The following is a 20,786-nucleotide window of genomic DNA, read 5'->3' on the forward strand; positions in this document are numbered from 1 at the left end:
TTCGCCACCTGACGCGACGCGACGTACGCCACGGGCCCGGTGACTGCCCGTGGCGGCGCGGCTCTGCCACGATGCACCCATGCCGTCGTTCTCGCTGCAGCCCGTGACCGACGCCGACTTCGAGGTCGGCCGCCCGTTCACCCACCGCTTCACGGTTCGCACCAGCCGCTCTGCGGACGAGGTCTTCCGCGAGATCCACGGCAGTCGCCCGCTGCACTGGTGCACCGGCATCCGCCGGATCACCTGGCAGAGCCCGAAGCCCTTCGGGGTCGGCACCGAGCGTGAGGTCGCCGTCTCCAGCGGCCTGGTCGTGCAGGAGCGCTACTTCCTGTGGGACGAGGCCACGCGGGTCACGGCGTTCCTGGTCGAGTCGGCGAACCTCCCGCTCTTCCGCCGCTTCGGCGAGCGCTACACGGTGACGCCGACGTCCGACGGCGGCTGCGAGTTCCTGTGGGAGTTCGTCGTCGAGCCCAAGGTGCCGGGTCCGCTCCAGGGCCTCGTGCTCGGTCTCGTGAAGCGCCTCGACCTGGCACGTCTCGAGAAGGACACCCGCGCGTACTTCCCTGCCTGAGTCCCGGGGCTCGTGCGCGGATAGGCTGCGCGCATGCTGAACATCCCCGAGGCCCCGGCGATCGAGGGCACCACGCACCTCCACTCCGGCAAGGTCCGTGACCTCTACCGGATCGACGAGGGCGCGTACGCCGGCAACCTGCTGATGGTCGCCAGCGACCGCATCTCGGCGTACGACTTCGTGCTGTCGTCGACGATCCCGGACAAGGGCGAGATCCTCACGCGCATGTCGCTGTGGTGGTTCGACCAGCTCCAGGAGATCGCGCCGAACCACCTCGTCTCCACCGACGTCCCGGAGGCCGTCAAGGGTCGCGCGGTGATCGTGCAGAACCTCGAGATGTTCCCGGTCGAGTGCGTCGCTCGCGGCTACCTGACCGGCTCGGGCCTGAGTGACTACAACGCCACCGGCGAGGTCTGCGGCATCGCGCTGCCGGCCGGTCTGGTCGACGGCAGTCGCCTCGAGGAGCCGCTGTTCACCCCGGCGACGAAGGCCGAGGTCGGCGACCATGACGAGAACGTCTCCTACGAGGCCGTGGTCGCGACCGTGGGGGAGAAGGCCGCCGCTGCCCTCAAGCACCAGACGCTGCTCGTCTACAAGCGCGCCGAGGCGATGGCCCGCGAGCGCGGCATCATCCTGGCCGACACGAAGTTCGAGTTCGGCAAGCTCAAGGACGGCACGCTCGTGCTGGCCGACGAGGTGCTCACGCCGGACTCCAGCCGCTTCTGGCCGGCCGCGGAGTGGAAGCCGGGCCAGACCCAGCCCAGCTTCGACAAGCAGATCGTCCGCAACTGGCTGACCTCCCCGGCATCCGGCTGGGACAAGAGCTCCGGCGAGCAGCCCCCTGCGCTCCCGGCTGAGATCATCGAGAAGACGCGCGCCAAGTACATCGAGGCCTACGAGCTGCTCACCGGCGAGACCTTCTGACCGGACGCAGCGCCTCGTGAGAAGGCCCCGATTCCCTTGCCTGCAAGGGGATCGGGGCCTGTTCCGCCTGTTGTCGATGTGACGAGCGCCGCGCCATCAACGGGTATCCGCGTCGTCCTGTACCGCTTATCTTGGTACGCGGTGCGATTCGCACCGGGAACTTCGCTGGACACAAGGAGACTGACATGACCGAGGCGTACGCCGGCAACACGGTCGAGGCGCGTGACGCGGTCACGCCGATGCGCGACAACGGATTCTTCGCGGCGGACTCGGTCGCTCGCCGGGTCTGGATCTACCCGACGTCGTTCCTGATCGGCTTCGCGCGCGCCGTCACCATCGAGCACCTCGACCCGCACCTTGCCGCCGCTGTCGTGGCCTCGGGTCAGGTCAAGCAGCGCACGCCGCTTCGCTTCGACCGCACGATGCAGTACTTCGCGACCATCCTGTACGGCGACGCGCAGTCCGTGCTGAAGTCGTCCGACATCCTGATGAAGGTGCACAAGCGCGCCATCGGCATCGACCCGGTCACCGGCCAGGAGTTCTCGGCCAACAACCCCGAGTCGCAGAAGTGGATCCTGCTCACCGCGTGGCACTCGATCCTGATCACCTACGAAATGTTCGGCCCGGGCAAGCTCTCGGAGGCCGAGGAGCTGGAGTACTGGCGCGAGTGCGCGGTCGCCGCCCAGTTCCAGACGATCGACATCGACTCGATGCCGCGTACCCGTGCCGAGGTCGTGCAGTACTTCGAGGACTTCCGCCCGAAGATGGTTGCGTCCGAGCCGGCGCTCGACATGTTCGAGTTCCTGGTCAACCAGTACCGCTCGTCGCTGCCGCACTCGATCCCGCTGCCGATCCGCAACGTGGTCAACGCCTTCACCAGCCGCGCCGTGCTCGCCACGATGCCGCAGTGGATGCGCGAGATGGGCGGCACCCCGCAGAGTCCGGTGACCGACGTCGCGATCCGCGCCGTGATGAAGCCGGCCCTGTTCGCGCTCCACAACGCCGGCCCGCTCAAGGTCGCCGCGGTCAAGTTCATGACGCCGCGCACCTTCCCGATCGTCGCGCCGTACGTCATGGACGTGGCGCCCGACAGTGACACCGTCTGGGACCTCGACGCCGCCCGCAAGGAGTTCGGCTTCCCCGACGCGCCGCGCGACATCTGGCTCCAGCAGGTCGAGGAGCGCAAGGCAGGCAAGATCAAGGGTTACGAAAAGAACCACAAGGACGAGATCATCGCCTTTGACACCGCTGGCGAGTCCGGCGGCACCATTCGCAACCGTGAGCAGAAGGACAAGGTCGCCCGATGACCGCTGAGGCCGTTTACGACATGAAGGCCGCGACCACCGACGAGCTCGACGTCGCCATCGCCGAGCTCGCCACGGGCGCTGCCACCTGGGCCGAGCTCGACCTCCAGACCCGCGCCGACCTGCTCCGCGCTACGCAGGCCACCATTGCCGCCAACGCCGGTGTGTGGGCAGGCGCTGCCGCCACCGCCAAGCAGGTGCCGTCCGGCGCCTACGAGGGCGAGGAGTGGATGAGCGGTCCGGCCGCCACCGCCCCGATGTTCGGCGAGTACGCCATCTCCCTCGAGAAGCTGGCCAAGGGCAAGTCCCCGATCGATGGCCTGAAGATCACCGAGGGTGCCGGCCGCACCAAGGTCCGCGTCCTGCCGGAGGACCTCAAGGACACCCTCCTCTTCAACGGCTTCGTGGCCGAGGTCTGGCTGCAGCCGGGCGTCACCGCGGAGCAGGCCAAGGCGAGCGCCGGCCTCGGCGCCCGGGTCGCGGGCGAGGCGCCCGAGAACACGCACGGCGTCGGCCTGGTCCTCGGTGCGGGCAACATCTCCGCCATCGCGCCGCTCGACGCGGCGTACGAGCTGGTCGCCTTCAACCGCGCGTCGATCATCAAGCTGAACCCGACGTTCCAGCACCTCAAGCCGGTGTACGACGCCGCGCTCGCGCCGCTCATCGCCGCTGACCTGGTCCGCGTCGTCAACGGTGGTGCCGAGGCGGGCAGCTACCTGGTCGGCCACCCGGGCATCAACCACGTGCACATCACGGGCTCGGCGCGCACCCACGACGCGATCGTCTGGGGCGTGGGCAAGGACGCTGAGAAGAACCGCAAGGCTGGTGCCCCGAAGATCGCCAAGGAGATCACCTCGGAGCTGGGTGGTGTCTCGCCGATCATCGTGGTCCCCGGCAAGTGGGCCAAGAGCGACCTCGTCTACCAGGCCGAGCACGTCGTCACGCAGCGCCTGCACAACGCGGGCCACAACTGCATCGGCGGCCAGGCCCTGCTGATCTCCTCCGACTGGGAGCAGAAGGACGCGTTCCTCGAGGCGATCCGCACCGTGCTCGGCGAGATCACCCCGCGCGCCCCGTGGTACCCCAACGCGCAGGCGTCGATCGACCGGGCCAAGGCGACGTACGGCGACGCGGCCGAGCAGGTCGGCAGCTGCACCATCGTGACGATGGGTGCGGACAGCCCCACCGAGCTGTACGACGGCGAGTACTTCGCCGCGGTCCTCGGCATCACCGAGCTCCCGGGCCTGGGTGCCGAGTTCCTCGCCAACGCGGTGGAGTTCTCCAACGACCGGCTCGACGGCACGCTCGGTGGCTCGATGATCGTGCACCCGCGCGACATCAAGAAGATGGGCGCCCGCTTCGATGAGCTCGTCGCGGACCTCCGCTATGGCGCCGTCGGCATCAACGTGTGGAGCGGCATCGCCTTCCTCCTCGGCGGCGCGACGTGGGGTGCCTACCCGGGTCACACGCTCGAGCAGGTCGGTTCGGGCATCGGCGTCGTCCACAACACGCACCTGATCGCGGACTCGGAGAAGACGGTCGTGCGCGGCCCGTTCCACCCGTTCCCGACGTCGTACTTCAAGGGCGAGTTCACGATGGCTCCGACCATGCCGTGGTTCGTCACCGCCAAGACGGCTGCGAAGTCCGGCAAGGCGCTCGCGGCGTACGGCGGCAAGCGGTCGTGGGGCAACCTGCTGAAGATCTTCCCGCCGGCCCTCCGCGGCTGATTTGGTTCACCGCTGAAGCAACCAGGGGGCACGCGTGGCAGACTGCCACGCGTGCCCCCTGTCGCTTCCTCCGTCGAGCCGATCCGCGACGGCCGCAACGCGCGCTGGGACGCACACCGCGAGCAGCGCCGTCGCCTGATCCTCGACGCGGCGAGCGCGGTCGTCGAGGACTCTCCGGTCGGGGCCGAGCTCACGCTGCAGGACGTCGCCGAGCGGGCCGGCCTGGTGCGCACGGTCGTGCAGCGCCACTTCGGCGGTCGGGTGCAGCTGGTCCGGGCCGTCCAGGCCGATGTGCTGGACCAGGCCTTCGCGCTGATCACGGGACCCGTCGACTTCACCGGCACGCTGCGCGAGGTCGTCGCGCACATGGTCGGCACCGCCGTCGACTGGGCGGTCGGGCATCCCGCGCTCCACGCCCTGGTCGAGCGCGAGCTGGGCGACGGCGAGGTCAGCGAGCTCAACCGGATCATCGCGACGTACGCCGAGTACCTCTCCAGCATCCCGCGCGGCGTCGCTGCCGGTCGTGGCATCGAGCTGGCGGACGAGTCGGTCGCCGAGATGCAGCTCGTCTTCGCTGGCGTCATCGGGCAGGTCCGCGCGACGCTCGGACACTGGATGGGGCAGCACCCGCAGCTCGTCTCGCGCGACGGCGTGGTGAGCGTGCTGGCGGATGCGATCGCGGCCCAGATCGCGCAGCGTTCGCGGGTCTACGGTCTTGACCTTGATGCGGACTCGCCCCTGCTGCCCGCGACCTGACGGATCCTTCGCCGCCGTAGTAAGTGGTGCGCTCCGTCTCGGACAATACGGATGGCCCGCGCCGTGCGGTGGGTCACGTTAAAGTGCCCGCCATGGCCACCCTGAACCTCGCGTCGATCCTCGACGACTCCGCTGCGGCGTACCCGGAGCGCACCGCGCTCGTCCTCGGTGACACCCGTCTGTCCTACGCCCAGCTCAACGGCGCCGCCAGCCAGGTCGCGAACCTGCTGGTGGAGCGCGGCATCAAGCCGGGCGACAAGGTCGCGCTGAGCTGCCCGAACCTGCCGTACTTCTCGATCGTCTACTTCGGCATCCTCAAGGCCGGCGCGACCGTCGTCCCGCTCAACGTCCTGCTCAAGGGCCGCGAGGTGGCCTACCACCTCAACGACTCGCAGGCGAAGGCCGTCTTCGCCTTCCAGGGCACCCCGGACCTGGCCATCGGTGCTGAGTGCTTCGAGGGCTTCAACGGCGCCGAGGGCTGCGAGCACTTCTTCATGATCACGGCCGACCCGACGGCGGCCTCGCCGATCGAGGGCACGGAGACGCTCGGCCAGGGCATGGCCGGCAAGTCGCCCGTCTTCGAGACCGTCGCGACGGACGAGGACGACACCGCGGTCATCCTCTACACGTCCGGCACGACCGGTCAGCCCAAGGGCGCCGAGCTGCGCCACAGCAACATGTTCTCCAACCAGGCGACCAGCCAGGAGCTCTTCGGCTTCGACGCCGAGCGCCCCGAGACCGGCCTGTGCGTGCTGCCGCTCTTCCACTCCTTCGGCCAGACGGCGATCCACAACGCGACGATCGCGACCGGTGGCACGCTCGTGCTGCTGCCGCGCTTCGAGCAGAACGCCGCCCTCGGCCTCATGGTCAAGGAGAAGGTCACCCTCTTCGGTGGCGTCCCCACCATGTACGTCGGCCTGCTGGCCGCCGCTGCGGAGAACCCCGACGCTGCCGCCCACGTCAAGGACACCCTGCGTGCCGCCGTCGCCGGTGGCGCTGCCCTTCCGGTCGCCGTGCACCAGCAGGTCGAGAAGGTCTTCGGTGTGACCGTGCTCGAGGGCTACGGCCTCTCCGAGACGTCGCCGGTCGCGTCGTTCTCGCCGTACGGCGAGCCGGTCCGCCCGGGCTCGATCGGCGTTCCGATCAAGGACGTGTCGATGAAGCTCATCGACCCCGAGACGGGTGCGGACCTTCCCGACGACCCCGACACCGTCGGCGAGATCGCGATCAAGGGCCCCAACGTCATGAAGGGCTACTACAACCGCCCGGAGGCGACCGCCGAGGCGATCGACGCCGACGGCTGGTTCCGCTCCGGCGACCTCGCCAAGAAGGACGCCGACGGCTGGTTCTACATCGTCGACCGCTCCAAGGACATGATCATCCGCGGTGGCTTCAACGTGTACCCGCGTGAGCTCGAAGAGGTCCTGCTGACCCACCCGGCGATCGCGCTGGCCGCCGTCATCGGCGTCCCGCACGACACCCACGGCGAGGAGATCAAGGCCGTCGTCGTGCTCAAGCCGGGTGCCGAGGCCGACGCCGAGGAGATCAAGGCCTGGATGAAGGAGGAGGTCGCGGCGTACAAGTACCCGCGCATGGTCGAGATCGTCCCGGCGCTGCCGATGACGGCCACCGGCAAGATCCTCAAGCGCGAGATCCCGCGCTGACCTGACCTACGTCGAAACCCGGGTTTTGGTCCGCCGAAACCCGGGTTTTGGCGTCTCCAGACGCGGGTTTTGGCGCCACGACCCGGGACTCAACGTGCCAAAACCCGGGTTTCGACGGGGAAAAACCCGGGTCTCGGCGGAGGGTCAGAAGAGCGGGCGGTCGGCCTTCCCGGAGTTCTCGTCGACGAACCGCGTTACGTGGGCGGCGATGACCTCGGGGGAGTGCTCGACAACCCAGTGGTTGCCGTTGACCTCGTGCGTGGCGAGCGACTCGCACCACGGTGCGGGAGCGGTGCGCTGCATCTCGGAGTCGACGTGCAGGTCGCCGGTCGGCGCGAGCACCTGCACCGGCACCGTCGTACGTCGGGGAGCCGGCCGCACCAGTCGCGGCACGAAGTTGGCCCGATAGAGCGCGAGCCCACGCTCCGCGTCCGACCGGCTCTTGTCGCGCACCGTCGCGCCGGCGGACAGGCCGTGCAGGGCCGAGTGCCGCACGAGTCGGTCCAGCACGCCGATCCGGATCACCGCCTCGGGGAGCAGCGGCAGCTGGAAGAGCGCGACGTAGTAGGAGTCGAGCAGCTGGCGGGCGATCGCGCGCGGGCGCTGGCGGATGCCACGCAGCCAGACGCCGACCATGTCGAGGTCGGGGCCGGAGACGGACGTGTAGGACAGGATCCGGTCGGCCCATGCCGGGTCGGTCACCAGGCCCCAGGTCTGGATCGAGCCCCAGTCGTGCGCCAGCAGATGCACCTGCTCATCGCCGACGACCTCGGAGATCACCTCGCCGAGGTCGGCTGCCAGCCGGGCGATCGTGTAGTGACGGCGGCCCGAGGGCGTCTCCGACGAGCCGGCACCCCGCACGTCGTACGTCACGACGTGGAAGCGGCCCGCCAGCCGCTCGGCGACGCCGTCCCAGACGTGGTGGTCGTCGGGGTAGCCGTGGATCGCGACGACCGTCGGGTTCGCCGCGTTGCCCCGCTCCTGCACCGCCAGCCGCACGCCGTCGGAGGTCGTCAGGGTTCGCTGTCGCGCCACAGTCATGGCGTCATCCTGCCAACCGGGGCCGGGTGCTGAGCACCACACCCGACCGGTGGGCGCGCGCCCGTAGGATGAGCGTGCCCGGAACCACGGGCACAGCCGCACTTCTCTAGGAGCTCATCGTGGCCCGTGTCGTCGTCGACGTCATGCTCAAGCCGGAAATCCTCGACCCGCAGGGCAAGGCCGTCCACGGCGCGCTGCCGCGCCTCGGCTTCTCGGGCGTGACCGACGTCCGCCAGGGCAAGCGGTTCGAGCTCGAGGTCGAGACGGCCGACGAGGCCACGCTCGCCGAGATCGAGAAGATGGCCGAGACCCTGCTGGCCAACACGGTCATCGAGGACTTCGTCGTCCGCGTCGAGGACGAGGCGAGCGCCAAGTGAAGATCGGCGTCGTCACCTTCCCGGGCACGCTCGACGACGTCGACGCCTCCCGCGCCGTCACCATCGGTGGCAACGAGGCGGTCGCGCTCTGGCACGGCGACCACGACCTGAAGGGCGTCGACGCGGTCGTCCTGCCGGGTGGCTTCTCCTTCGGCGACTACCTGCGCTGTGGTGCGATCTCGCGCTTCTCGCCGGTCATGACCGAGGTCATCGAGGCGGCCCACAAGGGCATGCCCGTGCTCGGCATCTGCAACGGCTTCCAGATCCTCACCGAGGCGCACCTGCTGCCCGGCGCGCTGATCCGCAACGACCACCGCAAGTTCGTCTGCCGCGACCAGAAGCTCCGCATCGAGAACAACGCGACCGCCTGGACCAGCGCCTACGCCAAGGACCAGGAGATCACCGTCGTCCTCAAGAACGGCGAGGGTTCCTACGTCGCCGACGTCGAGACGCTGGACATGCTCGAGGGCGAGGGCCGCGTCGTCGCCCGCTACCTCGACGTCAACCCCAACGGCTCGCTGCGCGACATCGCCGGCATCACCAACGAGCGCGGCAACGTGGTCGGCCTGATGCCGCACCCCGAGCACGCGGTCGAGGAGCTGTGCGGTCCGGGCACCGAGGGCCTCGGCTTCTTCACGTCGCTCGCTGCGTCGGTCTTCGCCTGATGTCGCCGCTCAAGGCGTTCCGCATCGTCGCGATCGCGGAAGCGGTCTCGTGGACCGGGCTGCTGATCGGCATGTTCTTCAAGTACGTCGTCGTCAAGGACGAGATCGGTGTCCAGGTCATGGGACCGATCCACGGCATCGCGTTCATCGCGTTCGTGATGGTCACGCTCCGCGTGGGCCTCGACCAGAAGTGGTCGAAGAAGCAGCTCGGCCTCGGCCTGCTCTCCTCCATCCCGCCGCTCTTCACGGTCGTCTTCGACGTGTACGCCGAGAAGGCCGGTCTGCTCGGTGACAGCTGGAGCGACGACGCCGTGGAGACGGCGCAGGGCTGACCTGCCGCTCGACACCTCAGACGTAGCGAGGCCCCGCCACCCGATCCGGGTGGCGGGGCCTCGTCGTTCGTCCGGAGGTCACTTGCCGGCGAGGAGGACCTTCCAGGTGTCCGGCGTGACGACGCCGGTGGTCGGCATCGACCGGGCGGACTGGTAGCTCTTCACGGCGTTGGTCGTGGCGTAGTCGAAGACGCCGCTGACGGGGGCATCGATCTTCTTGGCGTTGAGGGCCCGCTGGAGGCGCCACACGGACGCGCCGCTGGAGCCCTGCTTCTGCCAGCCGCTGCCACCGCGGGCGAGCAGCGCCGTCCAGTGCCCGCGGAGCCACTTGTCGGTCGGGGTGAAGCCGTTGCGGGACTGCCACGTCCGCATCGCAGTGCGCAGGCCGGTGCCGAAGTAGTCGTTGAGCCGAAGGCCGGTCATGCCCTGCTCGCGCAGGAGGCACTTGAGTGCGCGGACCTCCGGGCTGCTGGTGCCGGGGGAGAGCTGCGGGTAGTCGGGGAAGTCGACCGTGACGCCTCCGCAGTGGGTCTCCGTGGCCGCGCGCGAGCCGCCGCCGACGTTGAGGAAGTTGCGGTCGATGTTGATGGTCGTGCCGCCCCAGGTCTCGTCGTGACCGCCCTGGTACTGCTTGACCCGGCTGCCGCCGGTCCAGCCGGTGGAGCGGAGGTAGCTGGAGTCGACCGAGGTGTTGGCCTGACCGTCCCAGCGGGCGACCCACAGGACGTCGGGGAGGTTGAAGGTGCCGGGGTGGTTCACGCGGGCGTCGTCCACCATCTTGATGCCCGAGCTGGCGCTCGAGTAGAAGCCCGAGACGTAGCCGAGCTCGTGCAGGCGGCCGGTCCACGCGTGCACGAAGCGCAGCGCTGACTCGCGGCAGTTGGTGTTGCTGAGGTCGAAGCCCTCGAGGTCGTAGAAGAGCGTGCTGCCGGGCACGATCCCGAGCCCCTGCGCGGCGGTCACCGCACGCTCGGCCTCGAGGGTGCCCTGGGCCTTTGCCTTCGACCACCAGCTGGCCGGGTCGGGGTTGATCGTCGGGTCGTCGTTGTAGCGCGGGAAGCGCGGCTGGCAGCTGGCCTGCGGTCCGAGCGTGATCGGCAGCAGGCGCCAGCCCTTCGCGAGCTGCGTGGAGACCCAGGTCGGGGTGAGGTTCGGCTGCGATCGGCAGGCGCGCGAGTTGCCGCTGATGTAGATGCCGACCGAGAGGAACGGCGAGTTGTCCAGCCAGGCGTCCATCTTCGACTGGGTCGGCGCGAGGCACTGGTCGAAGCCGTAGCCGGTGAACGAGCCGGGCGTCGCCGGGTTGCTGCTGGCCGCCAGCGCGGCGCTGCCACCGTCCCGGGTCAGCGCGAAACCGCCGAGGCCGAGGCCGAGGAGCGCCACGAAGGCGACCAGGGTCGTGGTCAGGCGGGTGCGGATCAGTGCGGTCTGCGGGGTCCGCAGGTCCGTCCGGGTCCGGGCAAGGGCGCGCATGAGAGGTCTCCGAGCGTGAGGCGAGGGACCACGTTAACCACTCCAGTCACATCAGCAACAGGGGTCACGGAGAACTACAAATATGTAGTTTCCGCAGGTCAGCGGCGTGCCCGCCCCCGCCGAGACCCGGGTTTTGACGTGTCGAGACCCGGGTCGTGGCGGAGTGAGTCCCGGGTTTTGGCCAGCCCCGGACGCGCGTCACGGCGGCTCGTCGTACGCCCGTAGAATCTGGCCCGTGACTGAGAGCCGATCTGCCCTGGACACCGTCGCCGTCGCGAGCACCGACCCCGAGCGGGAGCAGCCGTGGGCTGACCTCGGCCTCAAGGAGGACGAGTACGCCCGCATCCGCGAGATCCTGGGCCGCCGCCCCACGTCGTCCGAGCTGGCGATGTACTCCGTCATGTGGTCCGAGCACTGCTCGTACAAGTCCTCCAAGGTGCACCTGCGCCAGTTCGGTGAGCTGAAGCAGGAGACCCCGCGCGGCCCGATGCTCGCTGGCATCGGCGAGAACGCCGGCGTCCTCGACATCGGCCAGGGCTACGCCGTGTCCTTCAAGGTCGAGTCGCACAACCACCCGTCGTACGTCGAGCCGTACCAGGGCGCCGCGACCGGCATCGGCGGCATCGTCCGCGACATCATCGCGATGGGCGCGCGCCCGGTCGCGGTCATGGACCCGCTCCGCTTCGGCCCGCTCGACGCGGACGACACCCACCGCGTCCTGCCGGGCATCGTCGCCGGCGTCGGCGGCTACGGCAACTGCCTCGGCCTGCCCAACATCGGTGGCGAGGCCGTCTTCGACGAGACCTACATCGGCAACCCGCTCGTCAACGCGCTCGCGGTCGGCGTACTCCGCCACGAGGACCTGCACCTCGCCAACGCGACCGGCGAGGGCAACCTCGTCGTCCTCTACGGCGCCCGCACCGGTGGCGACGGCATCGGCGGCGTCTCGGTCCTCGCGTCGGAGACCTTCGACGCCGACGGCCCGGCCAAGCGCCCCGCCGTCCAGGTCGGCGACCCGTTCATGGAGAAGCTCCTCATCGAGTGCACCCTCGAGCTGTACGCCGCCCACGTGGTCGCGGGCATCCAGGACCTCGGTGGCGCCGGTCTCTCCTGCGCGACCTCCGAGCTCGCCTCCGCCGGTGACGGCGGCATGCACGTCCACCTCGACAAGGTGCCGCTGCGCGACTCCACGCTCTCGCCCGAGGAGATCCTCATGAGCGAGTCGCAGGAGCGCATGATGGCAGTCGTCGAGCCGAAGAACATCGACGCCTTCCTCGCGATCTGCGCGAAGTGGGACGTCGAGGCCGCGGTCATCGGTGAGGTCACCGAGACCGGCCGCCTGATCATCGACTGGCACGGCCAGACCGTCGTCGACGTTCCCCCGGGCACGGTCGCGCACGAGGGCCCGGTCTACAACCGCCCGTTCGCCCGCCCGGACTGGCAGGACGCCCTGCAGGCCGACGGCGCCGAGAAGCTCGAGCGCCCGACCACCGGTGCCGAGCTCCGCGAGACCGTCATCAAGCTCGCTGCCTCCCCGAACCTCTGCGACAAGTCCTGGATCACCGACCAGTACGACCGCTACGTCCGTGGCAACACCGTGCTCTCGCAGCCGGAGGACTCGGGCATGATCCGGATCGACGACGAGACCAACCTCGGTGTCTCCGTCTCCACCGACTGCAACGGCCGCTTCGCCAAGCTCGACCCGTTCGCGGGCGCGCAGCTCGCGCTGGTCGAGTCCTACCGCAACGTCGCGACCGGTGGCGCGCAGCCGCTGGCCGTCTCCGACTGCCTCAACTTCGGCTCGCCCGAGGACCCGGCCGTCATGTGGCAGTTCGCCCAGGCGTGCACCGGCCTCAAGGAGGGCTGCCAGGAGCTCGGCACCCCGGTCACCGGCGGCAACGTCTCCCTCTACAACCAGACCGGTGAGGTCGCGATCCTCCCGACGCCGGTCGTCGCTGTGCTCGGTGTGATCGACGACGTCACCAAGCGCACGCCGTCGTCGTTCCAGGCCGAGGGCCAGGCCGTCTACCTGCTCGGCGAGACGCGTGAGGAGCTCTCCGGCTCCGAGTGGGCGCACGTCGTCCACCAGCACCTCGGTGGTCTTCCGCCGAAGGTCGACTTCGCCGCGGAGAAGGCGCTCGCTGCGTTCCTCTTCGAGGGCGTCGGCCTGCTCGCGTCGGCCCACGACCTCTCCGACGGCGGCCTCTCGCAGGCGCTCGTCGAGTCGTCGCTGAAGAACTCCATCGGTGCGACCGTGACCCTCGAGGGCGACGCCTTCCTGGGCCTCTTCGCCGAGTCGACCGCGCGCGTCCTCGTGACGGTGGCTGCCGACAAGACCGCCGAGCTCGAGGCGCTGGCCGCGAAGCACGGCGTCCCGGCTGCCGCGCTCGGCACCACGGGCGGCGACTCGCTGATCGTGGGCGGTTCGTTCGAGGGTGGCCAGTTCGAGCTCCCGATCGCCGAGGTCCGTGCGGCCTGGAGCGCCACGCTCCCGACCGCGATGGCCTGATCCACGCTTCACCGCGAAGGCCCCTGCCCGGTCCGGGCGGGGGCCTTCGGCGTTCGCGGGATGCCGTCGTGAAGGAAAAGGTGTGGATGCCAAGCAGCGGCCATGACAGGGTGATCGGGTGACTTCCGACCTGGCTGGTGCCGCAGGGGCGGCCACGCCGGGCGTGCCGCGGGCCGACCCGCATCTCGGCCCGGGCTTCCGGGCGTTCTGGGCCGGCGAGACGGTGTCGGTCTTCTGCCGCGAGATCGGTGTGCTCGCCCTTCCTGTCGTGGCAGTGGTGCTCCTCCACGCAAGCAGCTTCGAGGTCGGCGTCCTCAACGCGGCGACGACTGCGGCGTTCCTGCTCGTGGGACTGCCGGCTGGTGCCTGGGTGGACCGCTGGCTCAAGCGGCGGGTGATGATCGCCGCCGACCTGGTCCGGGTGGCGGCCTCGCTCGTCATCCCCGTGCTGTGGCTCAGTGATCACCTCGCGATGTGGCATCTGTACGCCGTCGCCGCGGTCATCGGCGTGGCCACCGTCTTCTTCGACGTGGCCTACCAGTCGTACGTGCCGTTCCTCGTGCCGTCCGCACAGGTGCCGCGGGCGAACTCCCGGCTCGAGGGCACGGCGCAGATCGCCCACATCGCTGGTCCGGCCGTGGGCGGCCTGCTGCTCAAGGTGGTCAGCGCCCCACTACTGATCCTCGCTGATGGCGTCGGCTACGCGGCGTCTGCTCTCCTGTTGACCCGGGTCCACGACCGTGAGGTGCCGACCTCGCCGGAGGACCACGAGCCGCTGCGGCGCGCGATCCCTGAGGGCCTGCGATTCGTGCTCGGCCACGACCTGCTCCGGCGGATCGTCGGCAGCACAGCGATCGGAAACCTCGGCAACACGATGATCTTCACGCTGATGCCGGTGCTCTTCCTCCGTGAGCTCGCGCTCGAGCCGTGGGTGATGGGTGCTGTCTTCGGCGTCGGCGCGGCCGGCGGCGTCGTCGGCGCGCTCCTTGCGGCCCGACTCGGCCGGCTCGTGGGGGAGGGCACGCTGATCCCGCTCAGCACGGTCGCGATCGCACTGGGCGTCGTCATCTGGCCCGTCGCACCGATGCTCCCGCTCTGGCTCGCGCTCGTGTTGATGGTGGCCTCGGAGTTCCTCCTCTCCTTCGCGATCCTCGCCTACAACATCACCCAGGTCAGCATGCGTCAGCGGGTCTGCCCACCACGTCTCCTGGGACGCATGAACGCCTCCGCCCGCTTCGTCGTGTGGGGCGTCATGCCGATCGCGTCACTGCTGGCAGGTGTGCTCGCCGAGGGGATCGGGCTGGTGCCGACCCTGTGGGTGGGTGTCGTGCTCTCGGTGGTCGCCATTGCCCCGGTCTGGTTCTCCCCACTGCTCGGAATGCGCCGCCTGCCCAGCGGGAGCACCGACGATGCCTGAGCTCGTGGTCACCTCGCGCTTCGTCGTACCGGAGACGGAGCTGAGCGAACGCTTCTCGCGCTCGTCGGGTCCCGGCGGTCAGGGCGTCAACACCGCCGACAGCCGCGTCGAGCTCTCGTACGACGTCGCGCGGTCGCCGTCGGTCCCTGACCACCTCCGCGACCGGCTGCTCACGCGCCTGGACGGGCGCCTGGTCGACGGCGTTCTCACGATCGCCGCGAGCGAGCACCGGAACCAGCTGGCCAACCGTCGTGCCGCACGGGAGCGGCTCGCGCAGCTGCTGCGCGAGGCGGCCGCCCCGCCGCCGCCGAAGCGTCGCCCGACGAAGCCGACTCGGGGGTCGCAGCAGCGGCGCCTCGACACGAAGAAGCAGCGCGGCGCGATCAAGAAGGGTCGCCGGACCACCTTCGACTGACTCGACACGGATGTGCTGTCACTGCGCGGATGCAATGACGTCGGCAGAGTGCCGGTATCTGGTTGTGAAGCACGCAGCGATCCCGGGGAGAATGACCGCATGCCTCCCCGCCAGCGCCCTGTCGACCCAACGGCCCTCGCGGCCGCGTGGGCGGCCCATCGCACCGGCACCGCCGGACGGGCCGAGGTCAAGATCCTGGTCAAGGACACCCTCGGCCTGCTCGAACGCCGTGCGCCCGGCTACTCCGTCGAGGTCCGCGTCCCGCCGTACGGCGCGGTGCAGGCCGTCGAGGGTGGCCGCCACACCCGTGGCACCCCGCGGGCCGTGGTCGAGACAGACGCGGACACCTGGCTGGCCCTCGCGACCGGCGCCATTACCTGGGAGGCCGCCGAGGCGAGCGGCGCGCTCCGGGCGAGCGGCGAGCGCACCGACCTGTCGGCGTACCTGCCGCTCGCCTGACCGGTCCCCTCACCGGTGCTGCAGCGCTCAGCGGCGGCGTGCGAGCGTCAGCGCGCTGGCGAAGGCGAGGAGCGAGAGGACGAAGCCAGCCACGATGCCGGCGTGCCCACCGGCGGTGAAGTCGCCCTCGACGTGGAACGCCGCAAGCACGCTGGCCACGACAGCCAGGCCGATCGCGCCACCGAGCTGCTGCATGGTCTGGAGCAGGCCCGACGCCGATCCGGCGTACTCGTGGGGGACGCCGTCGAGCACGGTCGCGGTGATCGGCATGAACGTCAGCCCCGCACCCACGCCGAGCATCGCGACGGAGGGGAAGATGCCCGAGAGCCAGGTGCTGTCGGCATCGAGTCGCAGCAGCAGGGCGTACGACGCGGTCAGCAGGCCGACACCGGTCAGGATCAGCGCGGTGCGCCCGACGGCCCGGACCAGGCGCGGCGTGATCCGCGACATCGTGAAGACGCCGACCGGGAGCGGGAGGAAGGCGAGTCCGGCCCGGAGCGGGCTGTAGCCGAGCTGCAGCGCGAACCACGAGGCGAGCACGAAGAAGACCGCGAGCATGCCGGCGTAGACGTTGGCCATCACGACCAGGGCCGCGATCCTGCGTCGGTCGGCGAGCAGGGAAGGACGCAGCAGCGGGTGCGGGTGGCGCCGCTCGGCGATGGCGAGCAGGCCGAACAGGAGGACCGCGGCACCGAAGCCGGCAAGCGTCTGCAGGCTGAGCCAGCCGACCGAGTCCGCGCGGGTCAGCGTCCACACCAGCGCCACGGCGCCTCCGGTCGCGGTGACGGCGCCGAGCACGTCGAAGCGGTCGGTACGCCGCGGCGTCTCCTGCACCAGCCGGGAGACGAGGGCGAGGACGACGAGCCCGATCGGCACGTTGATGGTCAGGGTCCAGCGCCACGACAGGGTCTCGGTGATCGTGCCGCCGAGGATCAGGCCGAGTGCGCCACCGCCCGAGGAGACGGCGGAGAAGAGGGCGAGGGCTCGTGTGCGGGCGTACTCGTCGGGCGCGTTCGTCGTCAGCAGCGCCAGGACCGCCGGGGCCGACAGGGCGGCGCCGACCCCCTGGAATGCGCGCGCGGTGACCAGCAGCCAGCCCCACGGTGCGAGCCCGCCGGTGAGTGATGCGGCCGTGAAGATCGCGACGCCGACGAGGAAGGTACGCCGCCGCCCGAGCACGTCGCCGAGGCGACCGCCGAGCAGGAGCAGGCCGCCGAACGCGAGGGCGTAGGCGCTGAGCACCCACGACAGTGAGGCGGGGGAGAAGTGGAGGTCGGTCGCGATGTGGGGGAGCGCCACGTTCACGATCGTGGCGTCGAGCACGAGCATCAGCTGGGCGACGAGGACGGCGCCCATGCCGATCGCGGAGCCCCGGGTCGGAGCGGAGCGCACGGCGGGACTGGTGGTGAGGGCGGTGGCCACGGAGGAGTCCTGTTCCGGCCGGTGGGCCTGTCGTAGACTTGGCGATACGGAGGGTTCCTCCGGTTCGACATCCACGATACGGAGACTGTCTCCGTTTAGCAAGTGAGGTTCTGGTGCGGGCCGACGCCAAGCGCAACTACGACAAGCTGCTCCAGGCTGCGCGCGAGGTCTTCCGGGAGCGTGGTCTCGAGGCCCCGCTCGACGAGGTCGCCCGCCGGGCCGGTGTCGGCGCAGGCACGCTGTACCGCCACTTCCCGACGCGCGACGACCTGCTCAACGCCCTCATGCAGGCGTTCATCGACCGTCTCGACGCAGCCGCGGAAGCCGCGATCGCCGTCGATGGCTCGCCCCGGGAGCGCCTGCTGTGCTGGATCCGCGGCGGAGTCGCCGAGGTCACCTACAGCAAGGGTGCCGCGGCCAAGCTGACCGCGGCCCTCGGCGACGACGAGTCCCGCATCGCCACCAAGGCGGCCGCCTTCGCGCAGGCAAGCGGGCGCGTCGTCGAGGCGCTCGGCGTCGACCTGCGGCCGGGGCTCGACGGTGTCCAGCTCGCCCGGCTCGTGGGCGGCCTGGCGATGGTCGTCGACCAGGGCGACCTCGACGAGTCGTCGTTCGCTCCGCTCGCCGACGTCCTCGTCGACGGTCTGCTTGCGCCAACCGTTGTCGGGTCGTGACCGCCGCGGCGTCCTGCCGCAATGACCGCGCCGCTAGCCTCGGCGGCATGACCGACAGCAGCGCCGTCCGCTCCGCGATCCAGCAGCTCATGCCCCAGCTCCGCCAGGACCTCGAGGCCCTGATCCGGATCCAGAGCGTGAGCGCCGATCCGGCGCGTGCAGGTGAGGTCGAACGCAGCGCGGAGGCGACGGCCGGCCTCTTCCGCGCCGAGGGGTTCGACGCGCGGATCGTGCGTACGCACGACGGCGCCCCGCCGGCCGTCATCGGTGAGAAGAAGGGTCCCGAGGGCGCGCCGACCGTGCTGCTCTACGCCCACCACGACGTCCAGCCGGAGAACGACCACGCCGAGTGGGACACCCCGCCGTGGGAGCCGACCGAGCGCAACGGCCGGCTCTACGCGCGCGGGGCCGCGGACGACAAGGCCGGCATCATCGCCCACGTCGCCGCGATCCGTGCGCTGGGCGACGCCCTGCCGGTGACCGTCAAGCTCTTCATCGAGGGCGAGGAGGAGGTCGGCTCCGAGACGCTCCCCGAGCTGCTCGCCACCCACAAGGACGAGCTGGCCGCCGATGTCATCGTCATCGCCGACTCGGCCAACTGGGACATCGGTGTCCCCGCGCTGACCACGAGCCTGCGCGGTCTGGTCCGTGCCGACGTCGAGGTGCGCACGCTCGAGCACGGCGTCCACTCGGGCATGTGGGGCGGTCTCGTCCCGGATGCGCTGATCGCCCTGAGTCGACTGATCGCCACGCTCCACGATGACGCCGGCAACGTCGCGATCGACGGCCTGCACTCCGGCCCCGCGGCGGACATCGACTACCCCGCGGACCGGCTCCGCGCAGAGTCGGGCATCGCCGCGGGCGTCGACTTCATCGGTGAGGGCAGCGCCGTCGCGCGCCTCTGGACGAAGCCGAGCCTGAGCATCATCGGCCTCGATGCCCCCAAGGTTGACGGCGCCTCCAACACGCTCGTTCCGGCCGCGCGCGCGAAGATCAGCCTCCGCGTCGCGCCCGGCGACTCCGCCGCCAACGCCCTTGACTGCCTCGCCCGGCACCTCGAGGCCAACGCCCCGTGGGGCGCCCAGGTCACCGTGACGCCGGTCGACACCGGCGAGGCCACGCAGATCGACGCCACCGGTCCGGCGTACGACGCGGCGCGCGACGCCTTCACCGAGGCCTGGGACGGCACCGCCCCGGTCGACATGGGAGTCGGCGGATCGATCCCGTTCATCGCGGAGTTCCTCGACGCGTTTCCGCAGGCCAGCGTGCTGGTGACCGGTGTCGAGGACCCGGACACGCGGGCTCACGGGGCCAACGAGGGCCTGCACCTGGCGGAGTTCGAGAGGGTCTGTGTGGCTGAGACGCTCCTGCTCCAGAAGCTTGGGTCGACCACCTTGTGACCGACAGCACCCGAGACCGGTCGGCGCGCCTCCGCTGACCACCTAGGATTGCCCCTGTGTCCATGGTCTCCCAGCCCCGCGCGCGCAAGGGTGGCGACGGTCGACTGACCGCAGCCCTCGATCCCCAGGACCAGGGTCCTCAGGACCAGTGCGGGGTGTTCGGCGTCTGGGCGCCGGGTGAAGACGTCGCCAAGCTGACGTACTACGGCATCTACGCGCTGCAGCACCGCGGCCAGGAGTCGGCGGGCATCGCGGTCTCCAACGGCAAGCAGATCCTCGTCTACAAGGACATGGGTCTGGTCTCGCAGGTCTTCGACGACGCGACGCTCGACGCCCTCAAGGGCCACGTCGCGATCGGCCACGCGCGCTACTCCACGACCGGCGCGAGCACCTGGCACAACGCCCAGCCGACCTTCCACCCGACGGCCAACGGCTCGATCGCGCTGGCGCACAACGGCAACCTGACCAACACCGCCGACCTCGCCGACAAGCTCGTCGAGATCGCCGACGCCGAGGGTGGCCTCCCGTCGGACCTGCGTGGTCCCGGCGGCGCCACCAACGACACCTCGGTCCTGACCGCGCTCCTGGCGCTGCACAAGGACGGCACCGTCGAGGACAAGGCCGCCGAGCTGCTGCCGCAGGTCCACGGCGCGTACTGCCTCGTCTGGATGGACGAGAACACCCTGTACGCGGCGCGCGACCCCCAGGGCATCCGCCCGCTGGTCCTCGGCCGCCTCGAGCGCGGCTGGGTCGTCGCGTCGGAGACCGCCGCCCTCGACATCGTGGGTGCGTCGTACGTCCGTGAGGTCGAGCCCGGCGAGATGATCATCATCGACGCCGACGGCCTGCGTACGCGTCGCTTCGCCGAGGCCAAGCCGAAGGGCTGTCTCTTCGAGTTCGTCTACCTCGCGCGCCCCGACACGATCATCTCCGACAAGCGCGTCCACAGCGTCCGCGTCGAGATCGGCCGCAAGCTCGCGCAGGCGTTCCCCGCGGACGCCGACCTGGTCATCCCAGTGCCCGAGTCCGGCACGCCGTCCGCCATCGGCTACGCCGAGGAGTCGGGCATCCCTTACGGCGTCGGCCTGGTCAAGAACTCCTACGTCGGCCGCACGTTCATCCAGCCGAGCCAGACGATCCGTCAGCTCGGCATCCGGCTCAAGCTGAACCCGCTGCGCGACGTCATCGAGGGCAAGCGCCTCGTCGTCGTCGACGACTCGATCGTCCGTGGCAACACCCAGCGCGCGCTGGTCCGCATGCTGCGCGAGGCGGGTGCCAAGGAGGTCCACGTCCGGATCTCGAGCCCGCCGGTCAAGTGGCCCTGCTTCTACGGCATCGACTTTGCGACGCGTGCCGAGCTGATCGCCAACGGGCTCTCGCCCGAGGAGATCGCCACCTCGATCGGTGCCGACTCGCTGGGCTACGTCTCGCTCGAGGACCTCGTGGACGCCACGACGCTGCCGATGGACTCGTTCTGCCGTGCCTGCTTCGACGGCGAGTACCCCGTGCCGCTGGCCGAGGTCCGCGGCAAGGATGTCCTCGAGCTCCAGCAGGACCCGTGCTGCGTCGTCGACCCGCTCGACGGCGTCTCCACCACCGCTGCCGCCGGCGGCGCCTCCGACGCGCTCTCGCGCCCCTGACCGCCCTTCAAGCGAA

Annotated in this window: 19 protein-coding genes; 16 read left to right on the top strand and 3 right to left on the bottom strand. The window is 70.1% G+C overall.

Annotated elements, in window-relative coordinates:
* Window positions 1-79 precede the first annotated feature (79 nt).
* The 6 genes from EPD65_RS11955 (at window position 80) to EPD65_RS11980 (ending at window position 6,946) form a co-directional block, all read left to right on the top strand.
* The gene (locus EPD65_RS11955; RefSeq protein ID WP_131584430.1) at window positions 80-571 is read left to right on the top strand and encodes an SRPBCC family protein; all 492 of its coding nucleotides are present in this window, start codon (window positions 80-82) and stop codon (window positions 569-571) included.
* A gap of 33 nt (window positions 572-604) precedes the next feature.
* Entirely contained in the window at window positions 605-1,495 is an 891-nt protein-coding gene (locus EPD65_RS11960; protein WP_131584432.1) for a phosphoribosylaminoimidazolesuccinocarboxamide synthase, read from the top strand.
* Between the two features lie 185 nt (window positions 1,496-1,680).
* Window positions 1,681-2,802, top strand: a complete 1,122-nt coding sequence (locus EPD65_RS11965) for an oxygenase MpaB family protein (RefSeq protein WP_131584434.1) — start codon at window positions 1,681-1,683, stop codon at window positions 2,800-2,802.
* Complete coding sequence (locus tag EPD65_RS11970) at window positions 2,799-4,526, top strand: aldehyde dehydrogenase family protein (RefSeq protein WP_131584436.1); 1,728 nt, start codon at window positions 2,799-2,801, stop codon at window positions 4,524-4,526. The genes EPD65_RS11965 and EPD65_RS11970 overlap by 4 nt, the downstream gene beginning before the upstream one ends.
* A 51-nt stretch (window positions 4,527-4,577) precedes the next feature.
* Window positions 4,578-5,282 carry a TetR/AcrR family transcriptional regulator gene (locus EPD65_RS11975; protein WP_165872989.1) on the top strand — a complete coding sequence of 235 codons (705 nt, stop codon included), beginning with the start codon at window positions 4,578-4,580 and terminating at the stop codon, window positions 5,280-5,282.
* Between the two features lie 92 nt (window positions 5,283-5,374).
* On the top strand, window positions 5,375-6,946 hold the full coding sequence (locus tag EPD65_RS11980) for a long-chain-fatty-acid--CoA ligase (RefSeq protein WP_131584440.1): 1,572 nt from the start codon (window positions 5,375-5,377) through the stop codon (window positions 6,944-6,946).
* Between the two features lie 144 nt (window positions 6,947-7,090).
* On the opposite strand, the gene EPD65_RS11985 is transcribed toward EPD65_RS11980, so the two are convergent.
* Window positions 7,091-7,987, bottom strand: coding sequence for an alpha/beta fold hydrolase (locus EPD65_RS11985; RefSeq protein WP_131584442.1), 897 nt, complete (start codon window positions 7,985-7,987; stop codon window positions 7,091-7,093).
* Between the two features lie 119 nt (window positions 7,988-8,106).
* Between EPD65_RS11985 and purS the strand changes: the two genes are divergently transcribed.
* From purS to EPD65_RS12000, 3 genes are read left to right on the top strand one after another with little or no spacing between them, the layout of a single operon-like run.
* Window positions 8,107-8,364 (top strand): phosphoribosylformylglycinamidine synthase subunit PurS, encoded by a 258-nt coding sequence (purS, locus tag EPD65_RS11990; RefSeq protein ID WP_131584444.1) that lies wholly within the window; start codon window positions 8,107-8,109, stop codon window positions 8,362-8,364.
* Window positions 8,361-9,029 (top strand): phosphoribosylformylglycinamidine synthase subunit PurQ, encoded by a 669-nt coding sequence (purQ, locus tag EPD65_RS11995; protein WP_131584446.1) that lies wholly within the window; start codon window positions 8,361-8,363, stop codon window positions 9,027-9,029. The genes purS and purQ overlap by 4 nt, the downstream gene beginning before the upstream one ends.
* Window positions 9,029-9,361 carry a DUF3817 domain-containing protein gene (locus tag EPD65_RS12000; protein WP_131584448.1) on the top strand — a complete coding sequence of 111 codons (333 nt, stop codon included), beginning with the start codon at window positions 9,029-9,031 and terminating at the stop codon, window positions 9,359-9,361. The genes purQ and EPD65_RS12000 overlap by 1 nt, the downstream gene beginning before the upstream one ends.
* Before the next feature lie 78 nt (window positions 9,362-9,439).
* On the opposite strand, the gene EPD65_RS12005 is transcribed toward EPD65_RS12000, so the two are convergent.
* A complete protein-coding gene (locus tag EPD65_RS12005; protein WP_131584450.1) occupies window positions 9,440-10,834 on the bottom strand; it encodes a glycoside hydrolase domain-containing protein in 1,395 nt (464 codons plus the stop codon).
* Window positions 10,835-11,069: 235 nt separating this feature from the next.
* On the opposite strand from EPD65_RS12005, the gene purL reads away from it, so the two are divergent.
* From purL to EPD65_RS12025, 4 genes are all read left to right on the top strand, one after another.
* Window positions 11,070-13,343, top strand: a complete 2,274-nt coding sequence (gene purL, locus EPD65_RS12010; RefSeq protein WP_131584452.1) for a phosphoribosylformylglycinamidine synthase subunit PurL — start codon at window positions 11,070-11,072, stop codon at window positions 13,341-13,343.
* A gap of 118 nt (window positions 13,344-13,461) precedes the next feature.
* Complete coding sequence (locus EPD65_RS12015; RefSeq protein ID WP_131584454.1) at window positions 13,462-14,760, top strand: MFS transporter; 1,299 nt, start codon at window positions 13,462-13,464, stop codon at window positions 14,758-14,760.
* Window positions 14,753-15,175: an alternative ribosome rescue aminoacyl-tRNA hydrolase ArfB gene (gene arfB / locus EPD65_RS12020; RefSeq protein WP_131584456.1), complete on the top strand. Its 423-nt coding sequence runs from the start codon at window positions 14,753-14,755 to the stop codon at window positions 15,173-15,175. Before EPD65_RS12015 ends, arfB begins: the two co-directional genes overlap by 8 nt.
* A 99-nt stretch (window positions 15,176-15,274) precedes the next feature.
* On the top strand, window positions 15,275-15,634 hold the full coding sequence (locus EPD65_RS12025; RefSeq protein WP_131584458.1) for a sterol carrier family protein: 360 nt from the start codon (window positions 15,275-15,277) through the stop codon (window positions 15,632-15,634).
* A gap of 27 nt (window positions 15,635-15,661) precedes the next feature.
* On the opposite strand, the gene EPD65_RS12030 is transcribed toward EPD65_RS12025, so the two are convergent.
* A complete protein-coding gene (locus EPD65_RS12030; RefSeq protein WP_131584460.1) occupies window positions 15,662-17,056 on the bottom strand; it encodes an MFS transporter in 1,395 nt (464 codons plus the stop codon).
* A 113-nt stretch (window positions 17,057-17,169) separates the two neighbouring features.
* Between EPD65_RS12030 and EPD65_RS12035 the strand changes: the two genes are divergently transcribed.
* From EPD65_RS12035 to purF, 3 genes are all read left to right on the top strand, one after another.
* The gene (locus EPD65_RS12035; protein ID WP_131584462.1) at window positions 17,170-17,730 is read left to right on the top strand and encodes a TetR/AcrR family transcriptional regulator; all 561 of its coding nucleotides are present in this window, start codon (window positions 17,170-17,172) and stop codon (window positions 17,728-17,730) included.
* Between the two features lie 47 nt (window positions 17,731-17,777).
* Window positions 17,778-19,130 (top strand): dipeptidase, encoded by a 1,353-nt coding sequence (locus tag EPD65_RS12040; RefSeq protein ID WP_131584464.1) that lies wholly within the window; start codon window positions 17,778-17,780, stop codon window positions 19,128-19,130.
* 62 nt (window positions 19,131-19,192) lie between these two features.
* Window positions 19,193-20,770, top strand: coding sequence for an amidophosphoribosyltransferase (gene purF, locus EPD65_RS12045; RefSeq protein WP_131584485.1), 1,578 nt, complete (start codon window positions 19,193-19,195; stop codon window positions 20,768-20,770).
* The last annotated feature ends 16 nt before the right edge of the window (window positions 20,771-20,786 follow it).

This window comes from Nocardioides jejuensis (assembly GCF_004337475.1).
Taxonomy (GTDB): domain Bacteria; phylum Actinomycetota; class Actinomycetes; order Propionibacteriales; family Nocardioidaceae; genus Nocardioides; species Nocardioides jejuensis.